This is a genomic window from Alkalibacillus almallahensis, from assembly GCF_011761495.1.
GTDB lineage: Bacteria > Bacillota > Bacilli > Bacillales > Alkalibacillaceae > Alkalibacillus > Alkalibacillus almallahensis.
Genome location: NZ_JAASRU010000006.1, coordinates 39,215 through 55,215, shown reverse-complemented (window position 1 = coordinate 55,215; position 16,001 = coordinate 39,215). Strand labels below are relative to the sequence as shown.

At 39.3% G+C, this 16,001-nt stretch carries 13 protein-coding genes and 1 riboswitch; of the genes, 8 read left to right on the top strand and 5 right to left on the bottom strand.

Going from position 1 to position 16,001, the window contains the following annotated elements; genetic code table 11:
* The first annotated feature begins 135 nt into the window (after positions 1 to 135).
* The 4 genes from FHR85_RS06705 to FHR85_RS06690 all read left to right on the top strand — a co-directional run bounded on the left by FHR85_RS06705 (position 136) and on the right by FHR85_RS06690 (position 5,464).
* Entirely contained in the window at positions 136 to 1,599 is a 1,464-nt protein-coding gene (locus tag FHR85_RS06705; RefSeq protein ID WP_167262098.1) for a PTS mannitol transporter subunit IIBC, read from the top strand.
* Between the two features lie 197 nt (positions 1,600 to 1,796).
* Complete coding sequence (locus FHR85_RS06700; protein WP_167262097.1) at positions 1,797 to 3,851, top strand: PRD domain-containing protein; 2,055 nt, start codon at positions 1,797 to 1,799, stop codon at positions 3,849 to 3,851.
* Positions 3,852 to 3,887: 36 nt separating this feature from the next.
* Positions 3,888 to 4,322, top strand: a complete 435-nt coding sequence (locus FHR85_RS06695) for a PTS mannitol transporter subunit IIA (RefSeq protein WP_167262096.1) — start codon at positions 3,888 to 3,890, stop codon at positions 4,320 to 4,322.
* The gene (locus tag FHR85_RS06690; protein WP_167262095.1) at positions 4,322 to 5,464 is read left to right on the top strand and encodes a mannitol-1-phosphate 5-dehydrogenase; all 1,143 of its coding nucleotides are present in this window, start codon (positions 4,322 to 4,324) and stop codon (positions 5,462 to 5,464) included. The genes FHR85_RS06695 and FHR85_RS06690 overlap by 1 nt, the downstream gene beginning before the upstream one ends.
* Positions 5,465 to 5,941: 477 nt before the next feature.
* Here FHR85_RS06690 and FHR85_RS06685 read toward each other — a convergent pair whose 3' ends face one another.
* The 4 genes from FHR85_RS06685 to FHR85_RS06670 all read right to left on the bottom strand — a co-directional run bounded on the left by FHR85_RS06685 (position 5,942) and on the right by FHR85_RS06670 (position 10,746).
* Positions 5,942 to 6,715, bottom strand: a complete 774-nt coding sequence (locus FHR85_RS06685; RefSeq protein ID WP_167262094.1) for an enoyl-CoA hydratase — start codon at positions 6,713 to 6,715, stop codon at positions 5,942 to 5,944.
* A 22-nt stretch (positions 6,716 to 6,737) separates the two neighbouring features.
* Positions 6,738 to 7,982 (bottom strand): helix-turn-helix domain-containing protein, encoded by a 1,245-nt coding sequence (locus FHR85_RS06680; RefSeq protein ID WP_167262093.1) that lies wholly within the window; start codon positions 7,980 to 7,982, stop codon positions 6,738 to 6,740.
* A gap of 147 nt (positions 7,983 to 8,129) precedes the next feature.
* A complete protein-coding gene (locus FHR85_RS06675) occupies positions 8,130 to 9,779 on the bottom strand; it encodes a methyl-accepting chemotaxis protein (protein WP_167262092.1) in 1,650 nt (549 codons plus the stop codon).
* Between the two features lie 19 nt (positions 9,780 to 9,798).
* Complete coding sequence (locus FHR85_RS06670) at positions 9,799 to 10,746, bottom strand: BMP family lipoprotein (protein ID WP_167262091.1); 948 nt, start codon at positions 10,744 to 10,746, stop codon at positions 9,799 to 9,801.
* Between the two features lie 160 nt (positions 10,747 to 10,906).
* A riboswitch (cobalamin riboswitch) is annotated at positions 10,907 to 11,091 on the top strand.
* Positions 11,092 to 11,223: 132 nt separating this feature from the next.
* Here FHR85_RS06670 and FHR85_RS06665 point away from each other — a divergent pair.
* The 4 genes from FHR85_RS06665 (at position 11,224) to FHR85_RS06650 (ending at position 14,968) form a co-directional block, all read left to right on the top strand.
* Complete coding sequence (locus FHR85_RS06665; protein ID WP_167262090.1) at positions 11,224 to 12,234, top strand: ABC transporter substrate-binding protein; 1,011 nt, start codon at positions 11,224 to 11,226, stop codon at positions 12,232 to 12,234.
* Between the two features lie 24 nt (positions 12,235 to 12,258).
* Positions 12,259 to 13,299, top strand: coding sequence for a FecCD family ABC transporter permease (locus tag FHR85_RS06660; RefSeq protein ID WP_167262089.1), 1,041 nt, complete (start codon positions 12,259 to 12,261; stop codon positions 13,297 to 13,299).
* 11 nt (positions 13,300 to 13,310) lie between these two features.
* On the top strand, positions 13,311 to 14,075 hold the full coding sequence (locus tag FHR85_RS06655) for an ABC transporter ATP-binding protein (RefSeq protein ID WP_167262088.1): 765 nt from the start codon (positions 13,311 to 13,313) through the stop codon (positions 14,073 to 14,075).
* Positions 14,076 to 14,152: 77 nt separating this feature from the next.
* Positions 14,153 to 14,968 carry a DUF368 domain-containing protein gene (locus tag FHR85_RS06650; protein ID WP_167262087.1) on the top strand — a complete coding sequence of 272 codons (816 nt, stop codon included), beginning with the start codon at positions 14,153 to 14,155 and terminating at the stop codon, positions 14,966 to 14,968.
* 224 nt (positions 14,969 to 15,192) lie between these two features.
* Here the strand turns inward: FHR85_RS06650 and FHR85_RS06645 are convergent, their stop codons facing one another.
* On the bottom strand, positions 15,193 to 15,978 hold the full coding sequence (locus tag FHR85_RS06645; RefSeq protein WP_167262086.1) for a histidinol-phosphatase HisJ family protein: 786 nt from the start codon (positions 15,976 to 15,978) through the stop codon (positions 15,193 to 15,195).
* Positions 15,979 to 16,001: the final 23 nt, after the last annotated feature.

Sequence of the window (16,001 nt, the reverse complement as noted above, 5' to 3'; positions counted from 1 at the left end):
GGTGTCAACATTCATGTTGTCAAAAATGCTTTAAGAGAAGATTGTGAAGGTAATGAAAACGCTTTACCATAGACATTAGCAATCATATTAGATTCAGTTAAAATCATTTTATAAGTAACTTGAGGAGGAAAAAGTATGGCACAAAATAGTGTGCGCGAAAAGATTCAACGTTTCGGTAGTTATTTAAGTGGTATGATTATGCCGAACATCGCAGCTTTTATTGCATGGGGCTTAATCACGGCCTTATTCATTCCGGACGGTTGGATTCCAAATGAATCATTGGCTCAGCTCGTAGGACCGATGATCACCTATTTATTACCGCTTTTAATTGGTTATACCGGCGGTAAAATGATACACGGTGGCCGAGGTGGCGTAGTTGGTGCAACAGCGACAATTGGTGCTGTTGTGGGTACAGACATTACCATGCTCTTAGGTGCTATGATCCTAGGTCCACTCGGTGGTTATATCACTCGTAAAATGGACGAGGCGTTTCAACATCGTATTCGCTCAGGATTTGAAATGCTTTATAATAACTTCTCAGCAGGTATATTAGGTGCAATATTAGCAGGATTGGCATTGAAAGTCTTTGGCCCATTAGTTTCTGCATTAAACCAAGTGTTAGCATCAGGCGTTGAAGTGTTAGTGAATGCAGGATTATTGCCATTGGCGAATATCATTATTGAACCAGGTAAAGTTCTGTTCTTAAACAATGCGATAAACCACGGTATTTTAAGCCCGTTAGGTTTAGAAGAATCATCTGAAACCGGGAAGTCTATTCTCTTCTTATTAGAAACGAACCCAGGACCTGGTTTAGGTGTTTTACTAGCATTTGTTGTGTTTGGTACAGGAATGGCAAGAAGTTCTGCCTCTGGTGCGACTATTATCCAATTCTTTGGCGGTATTCATGAAATCTATTTCCCTTATATTTTAATGAAACCATCATTGTTATTAGCGGTAGTAGCTGGTGGTGTAAGTGGTGTATTCACCTTTAGTATCATGGATGTTGGTTTAACAGCAACGCCATCTCCAGGTAGTATTTTTGCTTTAATGGCAATGACTCCTAGAGGTGATCATTTAGGTGTCTTATTAGGTGTGATTGTTGCAGCAGCTGTTTCATTCTTAATTGCTTCTGTTATTCTGAAAGCGAGTAAGACTGATGGCTCTGAAGAGTTAGAGAATGCAACTAACCAAATGGAATCACTTAAAGGTAAAGAGAGTTCGGTCTCTGGACAGTTAAAACAAGATCAACAATCAGCTCAATCTGATGAAACAAACGAAGACCATCAATCCGAAGAGGAGCCTGCTGAAGTGCCTGAGAACGTTAATAAAGTCATCTTTGCGTGTGATGCAGGTATGGGCTCAAGTGCGATGGGCGCTTCGCTCTTAAAAGACAAATTCAAAAAAGCTGACATTGAAGGTATTGAGGTAAATAATACAGCCATTAATGAATTGCCTGGTGATGCTGATATTATTATCACGCATAAAGACCTTACTGATCGTGCTAGAACGAAAATGCCAGGTGCTTATCATATTTCAGTAGAAAACTTCTTGAATAGTCCTAAATATGATGAGTTAGTTGAAACTATTAAAAAGCAATAATCTAACAAAAAATCGTGGAATAGCCTTTCTAGAGTGATTTCCACGATTTTTCTATGCGCATTAAATAATTAAGTTGTTTAATGATGACAACAATGATTATGTCTAAATAGCAAGAAGATTGAATTGCTTAAGCAGTTTTAGGGTAGTTACAATAATAGTGGGCATTTAGATGAAATGTCAGAAGGGGGTGTGAATCAGTGTACATTTCTGGTCGTGAGCGTAAATTAATTGAGACACTCTTATCTTACGATGAACCAATTCCTGTTAATCAGTTGTCAGAAGAATTAGATGTTAGTGTCAGAACGGTTCACCGTGATTTAAATAATCTTGAATCAATCATTCAAGATTATCACTTAACGATTCATAAGAAATCTGGTGTGGGCGTTGAGTTATCAGGAGACAAAGATGATCAAGAACGGTTGAAGCATGCGATTTTACAACTTGAGCACACTGATTACACACCCGAAGAGAGACAATCTATTATACTGACGACGTTATTAGAAGCTCAAGACCCGATTAAATTGTATGCATTGGCGAATGAACTACAGGTTACCATTGCGACGGTTAGTCATGACCTCGATTATTTGCAGCCTGTATTAGAGCAATACGAGTTAAGTTTAATTCGTAAGCGAGGGTATGGCGTGAAGATTGATGGTGAAGAAAAGCAAAAACGCTCAGCGATGAGTTATTTCATATCTAAACATGTCGATGAATCAGAGCTCATTCATTTGTTAAGTAAACATATAGAGCAAGACTCGCAACAGATGAATTCGATTTCGCATCGTCTTCTTGATTTAGTCGAACATGATAAATTATCGCGGGTTAAAGAAGCGGTCAATCAAACGAATGCGGATTTACCGTACGAACTAGCAGACAATGCGTACATTGGTTTGATTGTTCACTTAGCGTTGGCTATGGAACGATTACAAAAAGGTGAGACGATTCAATTTGATCAGGCGTATTTGACCGAGTTAGAAGATTCGAGAGAGTTTCAAATAGCTCAAAAGATGATAGAAAAGCTAGAGAAGGCGTTTGATATGACGATCCCTCGTGATGAAATTGGGTATATCACGATGCATCTTCTAGGGGCAAAGTTGCGTTATGATCATGATTATTTGCTAGAAGAATCTTCACTTGATATGGCTTTTAAAGCTAAAGAATTAATTGATTTTGTTAATCGCAGAATGGAGCGGTTTGTATTTGAGCAAGATCAGATTTTAAATGATTTGGTGGCTCATTTAAAACCTGCTGTTTTCCGTTTATCGCAAGGGATGAATATTAAAAACCCCTTAGCATCACAAATTGAAACCGATCACCCTGTCTTATTCGAGATTATTGAAGAGGGAGTTCATCAAGTTTTTCCTCATTTAACTTTTCCAAAAGAAGAGGTGGCGTATTTAGTATTACACTTCGCCTCGACGATGCTAAAGATGGAAGAGGATGTACGTTTTGATGTATTAGTTGTGTGTTCGAGTGGGATCGGCACATCGAAAATGTTAGCGACTAAAATTAATCAACAATTTACGGAGATCAGTTCAGTTGACCATGGTTCTTTGTTTGATATCGAACGCTTAGACTTAGAGAAATATGATTTTGTGGTATCAACTGTCCCCATTCAAAACATGTCTTATGAATATGTGCTGGTATCACCTATGTTAGACCAAGATGACATTCGTGAGATTAATCGTTTTATTCATAAACAACGCGTGAGTCGAAATGTAGGAAGAAGGAATCAATCTGAAGCAGGATCGGCTCATAGTGCTGAAGTAGAAGCTTCTGAACTGAAACATCATCTACTCCCCATTATTGATGATGTTTCAGTTGATCCGATTCAGGAAACATTAAGTTTAGAACAAACGGTGAAAAAGGTTTGTGAATTATTGCTTGATCAGGATGTGATCCGCGATGATCAAGTTGTTTCAGATCAGTTGTTAAAAAGGTTGAATAGCGGTGGGGTCGGAATCCCCAACACATCTTTAGCGTTATTTCATACACGGAATCATGAGGTTGTGAAGCCTTCCTTAACAATTTATCCATTACAGACGCCTATTAAGGTAAAGGGAATGGACGATCACTGGATGGAAATGAAGCACATGATGGTTATGATCTCACCAGAATCTGTTGGTCAATATGAATTAGAAGTTCTAAGTTCGATTAGTGAATTACTCGTTAAGGATGATCAAGCGATTTCTGTTTTCGAGTCTCAAGAGGAAGAAATAATCAAAGCTTATTTAGTGGAGCAATTGACTTAAGCGACTCTTAACATCAAATAGAAGGGAAGAATGACAATGGCTAATGATATTTTAACGAAAGACAATATTGTATTAAATGCAGAACTAAATAGTAAAGAGGAAGCTGTGCGATATGCAGGGCAGATTTTAAATGATCAAGGGTATGTAGAAGCGAGTTACATTGACAAAATGTTAGAACGTGAAGAAGTATCTACGACTTATATTGGCAATCAAGTCGCGATTCCTCATGGTACAGAGGATGCGAAATCAACCGTTAATGAGACGGGTCTATCTGTTGTGATTGTACCGGATGGTGTAGACTTTGACGGGAACGAGGTCAATATTTTAATCGGTATCGCAGGTAAAGGAAATGAGCACTTAGAGATCCTATCTAAAATTGCACTCGTTTGTTCTGAAGAAGAAAATATTCAAAAGTTGATCAACGCTGAAACAAAAGACGAAATTCTAACGATTTTAGGAGGCGTTAATTAATGCTAGCTGTGCATTTTGGCGCTGGTAATATTGGTCGGGGATTCATTGGGACGTTGCTCTCTGATGCGAATTACCATACCGTGTTCGTCGATGTTAATGAAACTATTATTCAGGAAATTAATGAACGCAAGCAATATCCTGTGATTTTAGCAGGAGAAGAAGAGCAAGAGAAAATTGTGAGCAATATTTCAGGTATTGTCAGTACTGAACAGCCAGAAGAAGTAAGTGAAAATATTGCTAAAGCAGATATCGTCACAACTGCCGTTGGACCGCAAGTACTTCCGATTATTGCCCGAAATATTGCTGAAGGCTTAGTGAAACGGTTTGATGAAAAGAACGATTACCTGAATGTCATCGCCTGTGAGAATATGATCGGTGGCAGCTCATTACTCAAAGAAAAAGTGCTAGAACATTTGCCACAAGAGTATCATGCGTTGTTAGAAGAGCGGGTAGGGTTTCCAGATGCTGCTGTTGATCGCATTGTCCCTAATCAAGAAAATGAGGATCTGTTAGCCGTTACAGTTGAGCCTTATTTTGAATGGGTGGTCTCACGAAATGATGTGAAAGGTGAGGTTCCAGATATAAAAGGAATCACTTATGTTGAAGATTTAACATCATATATTGAACGCAAATTATTTACGGTTAATACAGGTCATGCAGCGATTGCTTATCTAGGTGACCAATTTGGATATGACACCATTAAGGAGGCAACCCAAGATCAGGAGATTATAACGACTGTGAATGGCGCTCTACAAGAAACAGGACATGTCCTCATTCAATTATATGGCTTTGATGGCGCGACGCATAAGAAGTATCGTAAGAAGATTGTTAATCGCTTTAAAAACCCTTATTTAAACGATGAGATTACGAGAGTAGCACGTGGACCGAAGCGTAAATTAGGAGAGAAAGATCGCTTGATTCGCCCAGCTCTTCAGTATGTGGAATTGTTTAATGAGGCTCCTAAATATTTGATTAAAGTGATTCTGAGTGCCCTAAACTATAGTAACGAAGCAGACGCTGAAGCGGTGGAATTACAACAAACGGTTCAAGAATCTGGTTATGCACAAGTCTTAGAAGACGTGTGTGGCCTAAGCCCAGACGAACCACTTTATGATTATATAATGGACGAGTTAGATAACTGAGTTTTGGAATATATTTAAGCTCTAAGTCTAATGTTAGGGTGCTTCTTTAAAAATACTTCTCATCTGTGCTGTTTGGTCTTGTATATTTTTATTTTTATGGGACTATAAAACTTTTCAACGTACGCGAACAATGTGCTAAGTTGGCTTCAAGCGAGGAGCGTAGGTGGTGACGCCTGGTCAACTAAAAGCGGTCACGTCCTGTGACCAATGTCGACATTAGGCCGTCCGGGCCGTCACGGGAAAAGCACGCGTCTCGAGATCCCGCAGGCCACGCATTTTTGGCCGAGGAAGCTCGAGCCGTGCCCGCGGCAAGCATCCACCGTAAGCGGAGCGCTTGTAGCCAACGGACTCTATCCCAATGCTTAACTACATTGTGTATCTACACCAACAAATTAGAGTCTATATTAAAATCCCTTAGCCAACTCATACATACGGGTATGAAGGCTAAGGGATTTTTATTAAGGAATTAATTTGATCTTACTCCCAAGTGAAATTTGGATGGCGCTTATTAAGAAACGCATCAACACCTTCTTGGTGATCTGAAGTTTGTCGCATAGCCGTCTGACCTTTTGTCTCAGCAGCCAAGAATGATTTGAGTTGATCAATCGATTGGTGATGATAAATCATTTTTGATTCAATCATCGCTAGGATTGGTGACTTCTTCAATTTATCAATATATTGGTTAACCACTTGATCCATATCAGAGTTGATCACAAAGTCAACTAAACCTAATCCTTTTGCCTCATCAGCCTCTAATCGTTTACCTTCCCAGATGGTTTGCTTCGCGCGTACGGTTCCAATACGCTGTTGCATGAAGAAATGGCCGCCGCCATCAGGAATCAACCCTATTCCGATAAAATTCATAGCGACTTTAGCATCTGATTTAGCTAAAACGTAGTCACAAGCAAGTGTTAAACTAAGACCTAATCCAGCAGCTGAACCTTTCAGAGCAGCGATCGTGATTTTAGGCATTTGATAAAGGGTTAAGACAATGTCCTCAATGGTGTTCATAATGTTTTCGAAATGCCCGCCAGCATCTGAATTTATCATCATGTTTAAATCGCCACCTGCTGAAAACGCTTTCCCATTCGCTTCTAAGACGACAATCTTAGAATCATTATGGAATGCTTCATTTAAGCGTTCAGCTAAAGCACTTAACATTTCTTCGTTTAAAGCATTCACTTGTTCAGGACGATTCAAGGTAATAGTCGTCACATGATCTTCTTCGGTTAATAACACGAGATTAGACATAGAATCCCTCACTTTTAATAGTTTAGATGCCTATTTGCATCAACTTTTTGTAATACGTAATTGCTTCACTGTCGCGATTTTGACTGACTAGTGACTCTGCAAGGAAGAAATATAGTTGTTTTAGTGTTCTATTTTCTCCTCGTTCAACCAAATAATTAAGCCAATATTGTTCAGCTTCATTAGTAAACTGTGTTGTGTGAAGGGTATCATAAATTCGATGTTCTAACAGCCATAATAAACAACGAATTTTCTGGTCACCAATTTGATCACTTAATTGTTTACCATATTCAATATACGACATGGCTTCGTTATATTCCTGCAAATGATGATAAGCTTTTGCGATCAGTTGAACACAATGGAGCTTTTCAAAAGTAGAATAAAATCCTGAAAAAGCTTGATGTAAGTAGTTCAACGCTCGTTCCCAGTCTTGTTTCTCACAATACATGAAGCCAATATTATACTGTACATTGGCCGTTACATGATCTGAATCCATCATCGGTCTTGAGTTTAAGACTTGAAAGAAATAGCGTTCTGCAATATCAAATGCTTGCAATAATGTATAATTGATGCCGAATAAGATGTAACAATTGGTAATTTTGGGATACATAAACACATTGATATATTGTTCTTTAGCAATTTGACAATAGTGATTGCTGCGGGCAGGTTCAGATAATCTGGTGTAAGTAGCAGCAATTAAGTAATACAAGTCAGGACCTTTCATCGCATAACGCGTTAGGACTTGTTCAGCATCGATGAGATAAAGAATCGCTTGGTGAGGATAAGCAAGGTGAATATAGTAAACGCCCATGATTTTAAGAAAGTAGTAGCGTTTTTCTTCCTCGAAGCTTGATTCCATTCGTAATAGCTCATCTATTTCATAGTAATTAACTCGGTCATCTTTCATTTCAATAAAATAATAAAGTTCGATTAACTTAAATAAATGGATGATTTTTTCATGGTGAAAAGGAGTTAATTGGTTTTTTAAAAATTGATAGTAGGAACTTGCTTCATTGAAATTCTTTTTCGAAATAAGTTTATAAAGCCACATGATTTCGTCTTCAATAGCATAGTTAGTCATTTTATTAAAAGATTCAAGTGACACACCCAATCGCTCGCATAACTCATTAAATAAATCCTGGCTCGGTTCAATCGTAGCGTTCTCTATTTTACTCAAATAAGAGATTGAGCATATTCCTTCTGCGAGATCTCGTTGGGATAAACCTTGATTTGTCCTATGATATTGAATGAATGAACTAACATTAAACATTTTTTCACCTAATTTATCTGGGTAGGATAGTCTGTTATAAAACAATTGTATGATTTTACCTTCAAATAATATTGTAAGCAAAAAGGTAGCAAATGTAAAAAATCCCTTTCGACTTAACTACTATGTTGTCGAAAGGGATAGATTTATTTAATGAAAATGTGAGGTTTTTTCATTTAATTCTTCAATCATCATTTCAAGCTTCTCCGCTTCTTGTTGTAGTTTTTGGAAGGCATTTTGTTGTTCGCTTGCTGAAGCTGAAATTTCTTCAGTACCTGCGGCTGTTTCTTCAGTAACAGAACTAATGCTTTCCATTGTTGCGGTGATTTGCTCAGATTGCTTACGTGATTCGTTCATATTGTGTGATAGTCTCTCTAGACGATCATAGATTTGACTGACGTGCTCAGCGATATTATTAAACGATTGCTCAGATGTATCGACTGCATTCACTTGTTCTTCGCTTAGACGTGTTGTTTCTTCTGTTTGAACATTGATTTTATCGACACCTTGGCGAATTTGATCAACCATTTGTTTAATATCATCTGTCGCTGAGGTTGATTGATCAGCTAATTTACGAACTTCATCAGCTACAACGGCGAAACCTTTACCGTGTTCACCAGCACGCGCAGCTTCGATCGCTGCATTTAAAGCAAGTAAGTTCGTTTGTTCAGCAATATCGTTTACAAGGGCAACAGCTTGCTCAATCTGTTCCGTGTAATGTGTGAATTGTTCTACTGATGAACGAACTTCCGCCATCGCTTCCTGGTTCTGATCCATAATCGTTTTCTGCGAAACAAGTGCTTTATGCCCGTCTTGGACCGCTTGTTGTGCATGGGTACTTTCTTCGTTTGCTGCATCACTTTCTTCAGCATTCGCTTCAAAGTCATGTTGCATATTTTCAACAAGTGTGACCGCATCTTGCACATCGTTAGAAATGGATTGGCTACCTTGTGCTAGTTCGTCGGTAGAACTGGCGACTTGTTCACTACCTTCTGTTAAGCTTTTAATTTCATCATTTAGTTGTGTACTAAAGTCGTCTACACGTCGATTTATAGAATGGATGGATTCGACGGTGTCCTTTAAGTTTTCAATCATGGTCTTAAATGAACGCTTAAGCTGACCGACCTCATCTTTTTCTTTCTCATCAACGTCGATGTCTAATGATAGTTTACCAGAAGCCGCTTCTTGTGCTTGTCGTGATAACGCTTGTAGTGGGTTAGCAATGCGGTTCGATAATCTAAGGGTTAAGAACAACGTGAAGATAATCAGGATAATACTTGCGATTAAAATAATCGTCAGTAATCCACTAATCATATTTTGTTGTTCTTCGATATTCTGATCATACCAATTATTACTCGCACGCTCTAACATGTAAGCATCATTCACAAGACCTGCCGTTCTTAATGCTTGTTGTTGGACGTTGTTCATGTTTTCGGATTCAAGCGCTTCATTGGTTGCTGTTTGCCAATTTGAATACTTTTCTTGAGCTTGGCTAGCCCAGCGTTGTTGCTCCTCTGTCTCAACTAAATCCATAATCCCTTGAATTGTTTCATTTGTTTGCTCTACTTGCAATTCAGCCTCTTGTTTCGTTGCTGCAGAAGGGCTGTAGAAGTAAGTAGACAAAGCCTGTTCAGTAGATTGAAGCTGAGAATAGATATCTTTACTTTCAAGTAAGACATCAATGTCATCTTGTGATGAATCTTGTAAATTAATCATCTGATAAGCAATAAATGACACGATTAGTAAACTCAATATAAGCGGTGTCAATGTCATTATGTACAATCGTTTTTTAATGGACATTCAAAGACTCCTTTCCGGATTAATTTTGTGCATCATCTAAGGTCTGTTGTTGTTGATCCGTTAGCTCTATGACGCGAATTGGCGCTAAACCAACGCCTTCTTCTTCTAGTCCTAATTCGCGGTGATTTCCTTCTAGTGATTCACCGTTACTGAGCTGTTCCATTACATTATAAATGGCAATATTGACGTTCTTGACCATGGATGAAACAACGGCATCTTCAGCAATCGTGTATTGGTCCGTATCGACACCAAATGCATGAATGCCCTGACTTTGTGCTTCTTGTAAAGCACCTGTTCCAGTAAAACCTGCAGATGGGAATATGTAATCGGCACCTTCATCAATCATGTCGCTTGCAATCTCAGCCCCTAATTGGTCGTCATCGAATGAACCCGCGTATTCAGTTAAAATCTCAGCATCTGGATTTGCTTCTTGAACACCTTGTTTAAAGCCATCTTCGAATTTCTGGATTACGTCGCTTTCGACACCACCGATAAATCCAACGACGTCACTATCGGTGCGCATCCCTGCAATTAATCCAATAAGACGGCTTCCTTCATCTTCTTTAAAGGTAATTGACGTTACATTTGGTAGGTCAATCGTGTCATCAATCACGACAAATTGTTGGTCTGGATATTCTTCTGCCTTAGCTTTAATCGCTGGAGAAGTTGTGAAGCTTAGACCAAAAATGACATCATGATCTTGGTCGATGAGTTCCTGAAGTTTCTCTTCATAGTTCTCATCTAATGGTTCGCGGTAATCAAAAACCACATCTAATTCATCTCGTGCTTGTGTTAATCCTTGGAAGGCTAAGTCACTAAAGGCATTATCACCAATACCGCTTTCTGTGACGAGAAGCCCAGCACTTAGGGTGTCCTCACTTGAGTCTATATCCTCACCGTTTGATGAACAGGCGACTGTCATCATTAGCGCGAATAGCAGAAGAACAGTGATTTTGATTCGTTTCATAAACAACCTCCTAAACTTGTTAAATATGTCGAATTTCATCGATATTTCTTACTAGATTAATATCGGACGGCGAGTTATTTTTTAAAGTTAAATCTCAAGAAAATAACAAAATTTGTTTGACGTTCATGTTGTTTCAGCTTAAGATTAAAATAGATTAACTTAATCAATAGAATATATAGGTGTGAATGATGACGAGCATTCACTTAATAGGGAAGTCCGGTGTGAATCCGGCGCGGTCCCGCCACTGTGTAGGGGAGCAACTAACCAAACCACTGTCGAATCGACGGGAAGGGGTTAGACGCTAAGATCCTGAGCCAGGAGACCTGCCTATATATTTTAGCTGATTTCCTTCGGGGTCAAAGGGAACGCTATATATCAATCGGATGATTTATATATAGTAAAGCGACATGCGCTTGTTTTCTTCGATCCACGAAGGAAATAGGCGCATTTTTTAATGATAGAAAGGAAGCGGTAAAGATGATGCAAAGCAACTTAAAAAAATGGCTTCTCACGTTATTAATCGTGTTAGTTGTCGGGTTAACAGCTTGCCAGAGCGATGAGGGGTCCGAAGAAGCAAGTAATGGAGAAAACAGTGGAGAAGAGACAAGCGAAAATGAATCTGAAGAATCCAGTGAATCCGATGGTTCAAGTGAATCTGAGGAGCAGTCGTATCCCGTAACGTTAACCGATCGAACAGATACTGAAGTTACGATTGAAGAAGAACCTGAGTCAGTCGTATCGGTTATTCCAAGTGCGACGGAAATTGTTTATTCAGTAGGTGCTGGTGATAAAGTAGATGGTGTGTCTGAATGGGCAGATTATCCAGAAGAAGTATCCGACGTGGAAACCGTTGGGGATATGAATCTAAATATCGAAAAAATTGTTAGTTTAGAACCAGACTTAGTCGTCGCAGATGTTGAAAATGCTGACGACATTCAAGCTATGCGTGATGCTGGATTAAAAGTGTTAGTCATAGGTTCTCAGAGTTTAGACGAGGTTTATCAAGATATTGAAATGGTTGGTCAAGCAACTGGTCAAACAAATCAAGCTCAAGAAGTCATTGATGATATGAAGACAACGGTCAGTGACGTTCAAGATACTGTAAGTAATATTCCAGAAGAAGAACGTAAAAAAGTGTGGATTGAAGTAGGGCCAGAACTGTTTTCTGGCGGTGAAGGATCCTTCTTACATGAGGTCCTAACGTTAGCCGGCGGTAAGAATATTATAGGCGATCAAGAAGGTTGGCCACAAGTAAGTGAAGAGGTCGTTATTGAGCAAAATCCAGATGTTATTGTTACAACTTACGGTCAAACGACTGAGGGAGCACATGAGACCATTATGAATCGTGATGGTTGGGATAGTATCTCAGCCGTTCAAAATGAAGAAATATATGACATCAAAAACAGTCTTCTATCACGACCTGGACCACGGTTGGCACAAGGTGTGGAAAGACTGGCAGAGATCTTGTATCCAGAAGAAATGGAATAAACGTAAAATGAATGGATGTTGATGATGGCGAAACGTTCGACTTTATGGTTAACGATAATCAGTTTATTAATAGGTTTAGTGATATTGATGGCTTTATCCGTATCACTTGGATCAGCCCAAATCTCTTTTGTTAATGTTTGGCGCGTCATCTTGTCACATGTTCCTATAATAGACGGGTGGATCGAACGTGATTGGCCTGATTCAACAGAGACAATTGTGTTAGATTTGCGAATGCCACGGATTTTACTTGCGGCCGTTGTGGGTGCAGCCTTAGCACTGGCAGGTGCGCTTTACCAAGGGGTGCTTCGTAATCCACTTGCTGACCCATTTATATTAGGTGTTTCTTCTGGCGCATCTTTTGGGGCAGCGATGACATTTGTTTTTGGGATTCAAATGGTATGGATCGGGCAGATGACATTACCTGTCGTTGCGTTCATTTGTGGGTTTGCAACGTTAATGATTGTTTATTCAATTGCTCGAATCGGTCAAAAGGTCAGAATGGAAACGATTATCTTAGCAGGAGTAGTTGTTCAAGCATTTCTAGGTGCCTGTTTATCATTAGTTATGTCATTAGCGAATGAGAAATTGCAGACGATTGTGTTTTGGATGATGGGTAGTCTGACATTGACGGATTGGAGTTATAATGCGGTTGTTATACCAGTGATTGCACTAACAGCAATTGTGGCCATGATGTTCACGCGAGAACTTAACATGCTTGGACTAGGTGAAGAAGTAGCGTATCATTCTGGTGTATCTGTCGAACGAACCCGATTTGTCCTATTAGTCTTGGCATCTCTTATGACAGGTGCAGCTGTCGCCGTCTCAGGTGCGATTGGTTTTGTCGGACTAGTCGTACCCCATATGATTCGGCTAATCGTTGGATCTGACTACCGATTAATCTTGCCTTTATCGATTATTGGTGGTGCGATCTTTCTTGTTGGTGCTGATACATTAGCGCGTGTGTTATTAGCACCAAGAGAGTTGCCACTCGGTGTGATTACAGCCTTTTTAGGTGCACCATTTTTCATTTATTTATTGCGTCAGGCAAAACGCGAGTACTTTTAGGAGGAATCGATATGCTTTCCTTACAACATGTATCGAAAACCGTTGATGAGCAGACACTTGTTTCTGATGTATCCTTTGATGTGGAAGCGGGGCAGTGTGTTGGTTTAATTGGACCTAATGGTGCCGGAAAATCAACATTAATGAAATTAATTTCCGGGATGTATGAAGTGACAGATGGGCAAGTGCTATTGTTTGGCCAAAACGTGAAACGGTGGTCGCATAAGAAAAAGGCTCAACGCGTATCTGTTTTGACACAAGATGGGCTCGCGCCATATCCTATGACGGTTTATGAAACGGTGATGATGGGATGTTATCCACACTTGAAATTTTTCCAACGTGAAAGTGCAGATGATTTAAGCCGGGTTGATCATGTGTTAACTATGACAGGATTAATGAACTTAAAAGATCAAATGCTTGATACATTGAGTGGTGGTGAACGTCAACGCGTTGCGATTGCGAAGGCAATGGTTCAGGATCCTGATTTATTATTACTCGATGAACCAACATCCTTTTTAGATATTGGATATCAAACGGAAGTCTTAAATATCGTAAAGGCGTGGCAAGAGCGAACAGGTTTAACGGTACTGATGGTGTTACATGATTTGAATCTTGCTGCACAGTACTGTGATCGACTCATTTTGCTTAATCAAGGCGAAATCGTGAAGCAAGGGGCGAGTGATGATATCTTGAATACCGAGACATTAGAAGCGGTTTATCAAACGAAGCCCGAAATTGTTCGTCATCCTGTCAAAGATATTCCACAAATTTTATTATAAGGGCATCTTCCAACGACCATGTTATGTATAATAGAATAGGTGAAGGTATGTAACATGGAATAGGAGTTGACGTTTGTATGGAATGGCGGAATTTATATAGAGGTATTATTATGGGGATCAGTGATATTGTCCCTGGAATAAGTGGTGGAACGATTGCTGTTATTTTAGGTATTTATGAACGGCTAATTGAAGCGATTAATGGTGTTTTAACACGTGACTGGAAGAAACATCTTGGGTTTTTGATTCCACTCGGATTGGGCGTATTACTGGCTATATTCACATTAGCGAATGTGATTAATTGGTTACTTGACCATTATCCGAATCAAATCTTATTTTTATTTATTGGTTTAATTATTGGCATTATTCCGATGTTATTGAAAAAGGCTGATTTTAAAAGAACTTTTGGCCGCAAGCATTACTTATTGTTTGGACTAGCTGCTGTATTGATCGCTTCGACAGCATTTTTTCAAGAAGCTGCAGGTGAACCGATTACGACGTTTGATGCTCGCACATATGTCTTGTTATTTTTATCAGGTTGGTTAGCGAGTTCTGCGATGATCTTACCGGGAATCAGCGGCTCGTTGCTATTACTACTCGTTGGCATGTATCCGACATTTACATACGTGTTAGAAGATATTGTAATTCAAGGACTGATTCCACTAGCGCTCGGGATTGGATTTGGGTTACTTGTGATGAGTAAAATTATTCGGTATTTCTTATCGCACTATTTTTACCAGACGTATGCGCTAATTATTGGACTCGTTGTTGGTTCTGTGGTCGTGATTTATCCAGGTTTTCAACCAAGTATTGTTTTAAATGTCATGAGTATCGCGCTGATCGGTGTAGGGCTCTATGTGGCGGCCTTATTAGGTAAATTAGAACATCAAGCATAAATACAGAAAACTGGGCTTACCCTATGCAAGTAGGATGAGCCCAGTTTTTTGTATCAGACTGTTGTGTAAGTTGTTTACAATTGTGCGAGTTGTACAAATAAATGTGCGACTCGTCCAATAATTGGGCGCAATGATTCATAATTGAGCGGGATTCAATATAATTGAGCGCGATCCAATTTAAAAGTGCGAACTCTTATAATAAATGAGCAACTTCTGCTTCGTCTCTATAATTTATGAAATTGCGGTTTTTGTTGCTCGAATGTGGCAACATAGTTAAAGCCGACGTCGCGCAGTAGTTCATAACTTGATTCGATGTGATCCCCAACGCGCTCAGGTTTGTGAGCATCCGAACCAACTGTGATAATTTCGCCGCCCATATCGTAATACAATTGCAGAATGTCACGGGTTGGGTGAACACGGTCCATGCCGTACTTGTACCCAGATGTATTAATCTCAATCCCTTGGCCGCGTGGAATAATGACTTTAAAAATTTCTTCGATTACGTCATGAAAATGATAGACGCCAGGTTCATATTTATAACGAGTGACTAAATCAATATGGCCTAAAATACTAAATTGTTCAAATGCTTTAGCGCATTCATATAATTCGGTGTAGTATTTTTCGTAGGCCTCATTTAATGATTGGCCTTCGAATAAGCGTCCGGAATGTAAGTCTTTATGGTCAGTCGTATGCATTGAGCCAATTATAAAATCAAAGGAATGTTCTTGTAATAATTGTTGATAACGCTCCGTTAAATGAGGTTGAAAGCCAAGCTCAATTCCTTTTTGAATCGTGATTTGCTTACCGTATGTCTGTTGCATCTCACGTATTTTTTGTTCATATTGATCTAAATTAACGTCGAAGTGAATCGTCGGATCAGGGTAGTCATAGTCAATGTGTTCGGTGAATGACAATTCCTTGACCCCGCGCTTGATACCCGCTTCAATCATGTCTTCCATGGGTGCGTCGCAGTCAGCTGAAAAATTCGAATGCATATGATTATCAAACATGGTCTCATCCTTTCTATCAATCT

Bases quoted from the DNA above. Each gene is read 5' to 3' on its own strand.
- FHR85_RS06675 (WP_167262092.1), bottom strand. From the start codon at position 9,779: ATGTCCATTAAAAAACGATTGTACATAATGACATTGACACCGCTTATA.
- FHR85_RS06705 (WP_167262098.1), top strand. From the start codon at position 136: ATGGCACAAAATAGTGTGCGCGAAAAGATTCAACGTTTCGGTAGTTAT.
- FHR85_RS06645 (WP_167262086.1), bottom strand. From the start codon at position 15,978: ATGTTTGATAATCATATGCATTCGAATTTTTCAGCTGACTGCGACGCA.
- FHR85_RS06655 (WP_167262088.1), top strand. From the start codon at position 13,311: ATGCTTTCCTTACAACATGTATCGAAAACCGTTGATGAGCAGACACTT.
- FHR85_RS06680 (WP_167262093.1), bottom strand. From the start codon at position 7,982: ATGTTTAATGTTAGTTCATTCATTCAATATCATAGGACAAATCAAGGT.
- FHR85_RS06660 (WP_167262089.1), top strand. From the start codon at position 12,259: ATGGCGAAACGTTCGACTTTATGGTTAACGATAATCAGTTTATTAATA.
- FHR85_RS06670 (WP_167262091.1), bottom strand. From the start codon at position 10,746: ATGAAACGAATCAAAATCACTGTTCTTCTGCTATTCGCGCTAATGATG.
- FHR85_RS06650 (WP_167262087.1), top strand. From the start codon at position 14,153: ATGGAATGGCGGAATTTATATAGAGGTATTATTATGGGGATCAGTGAT.
- FHR85_RS06665 (WP_167262090.1), top strand. From the start codon at position 11,224: ATGATGCAAAGCAACTTAAAAAAATGGCTTCTCACGTTATTAATCGTG.
- FHR85_RS06695 (WP_167262096.1), top strand. From the start codon at position 3,888: ATGGCTAATGATATTTTAACGAAAGACAATATTGTATTAAATGCAGAA.
- FHR85_RS06685 (WP_167262094.1), bottom strand. From the start codon at position 6,715: ATGTCTAATCTCGTGTTATTAACCGAAGAAGATCATGTGACGACTATT.
- FHR85_RS06690 (WP_167262095.1), top strand. From the start codon at position 4,322: ATGCTAGCTGTGCATTTTGGCGCTGGTAATATTGGTCGGGGATTCATT.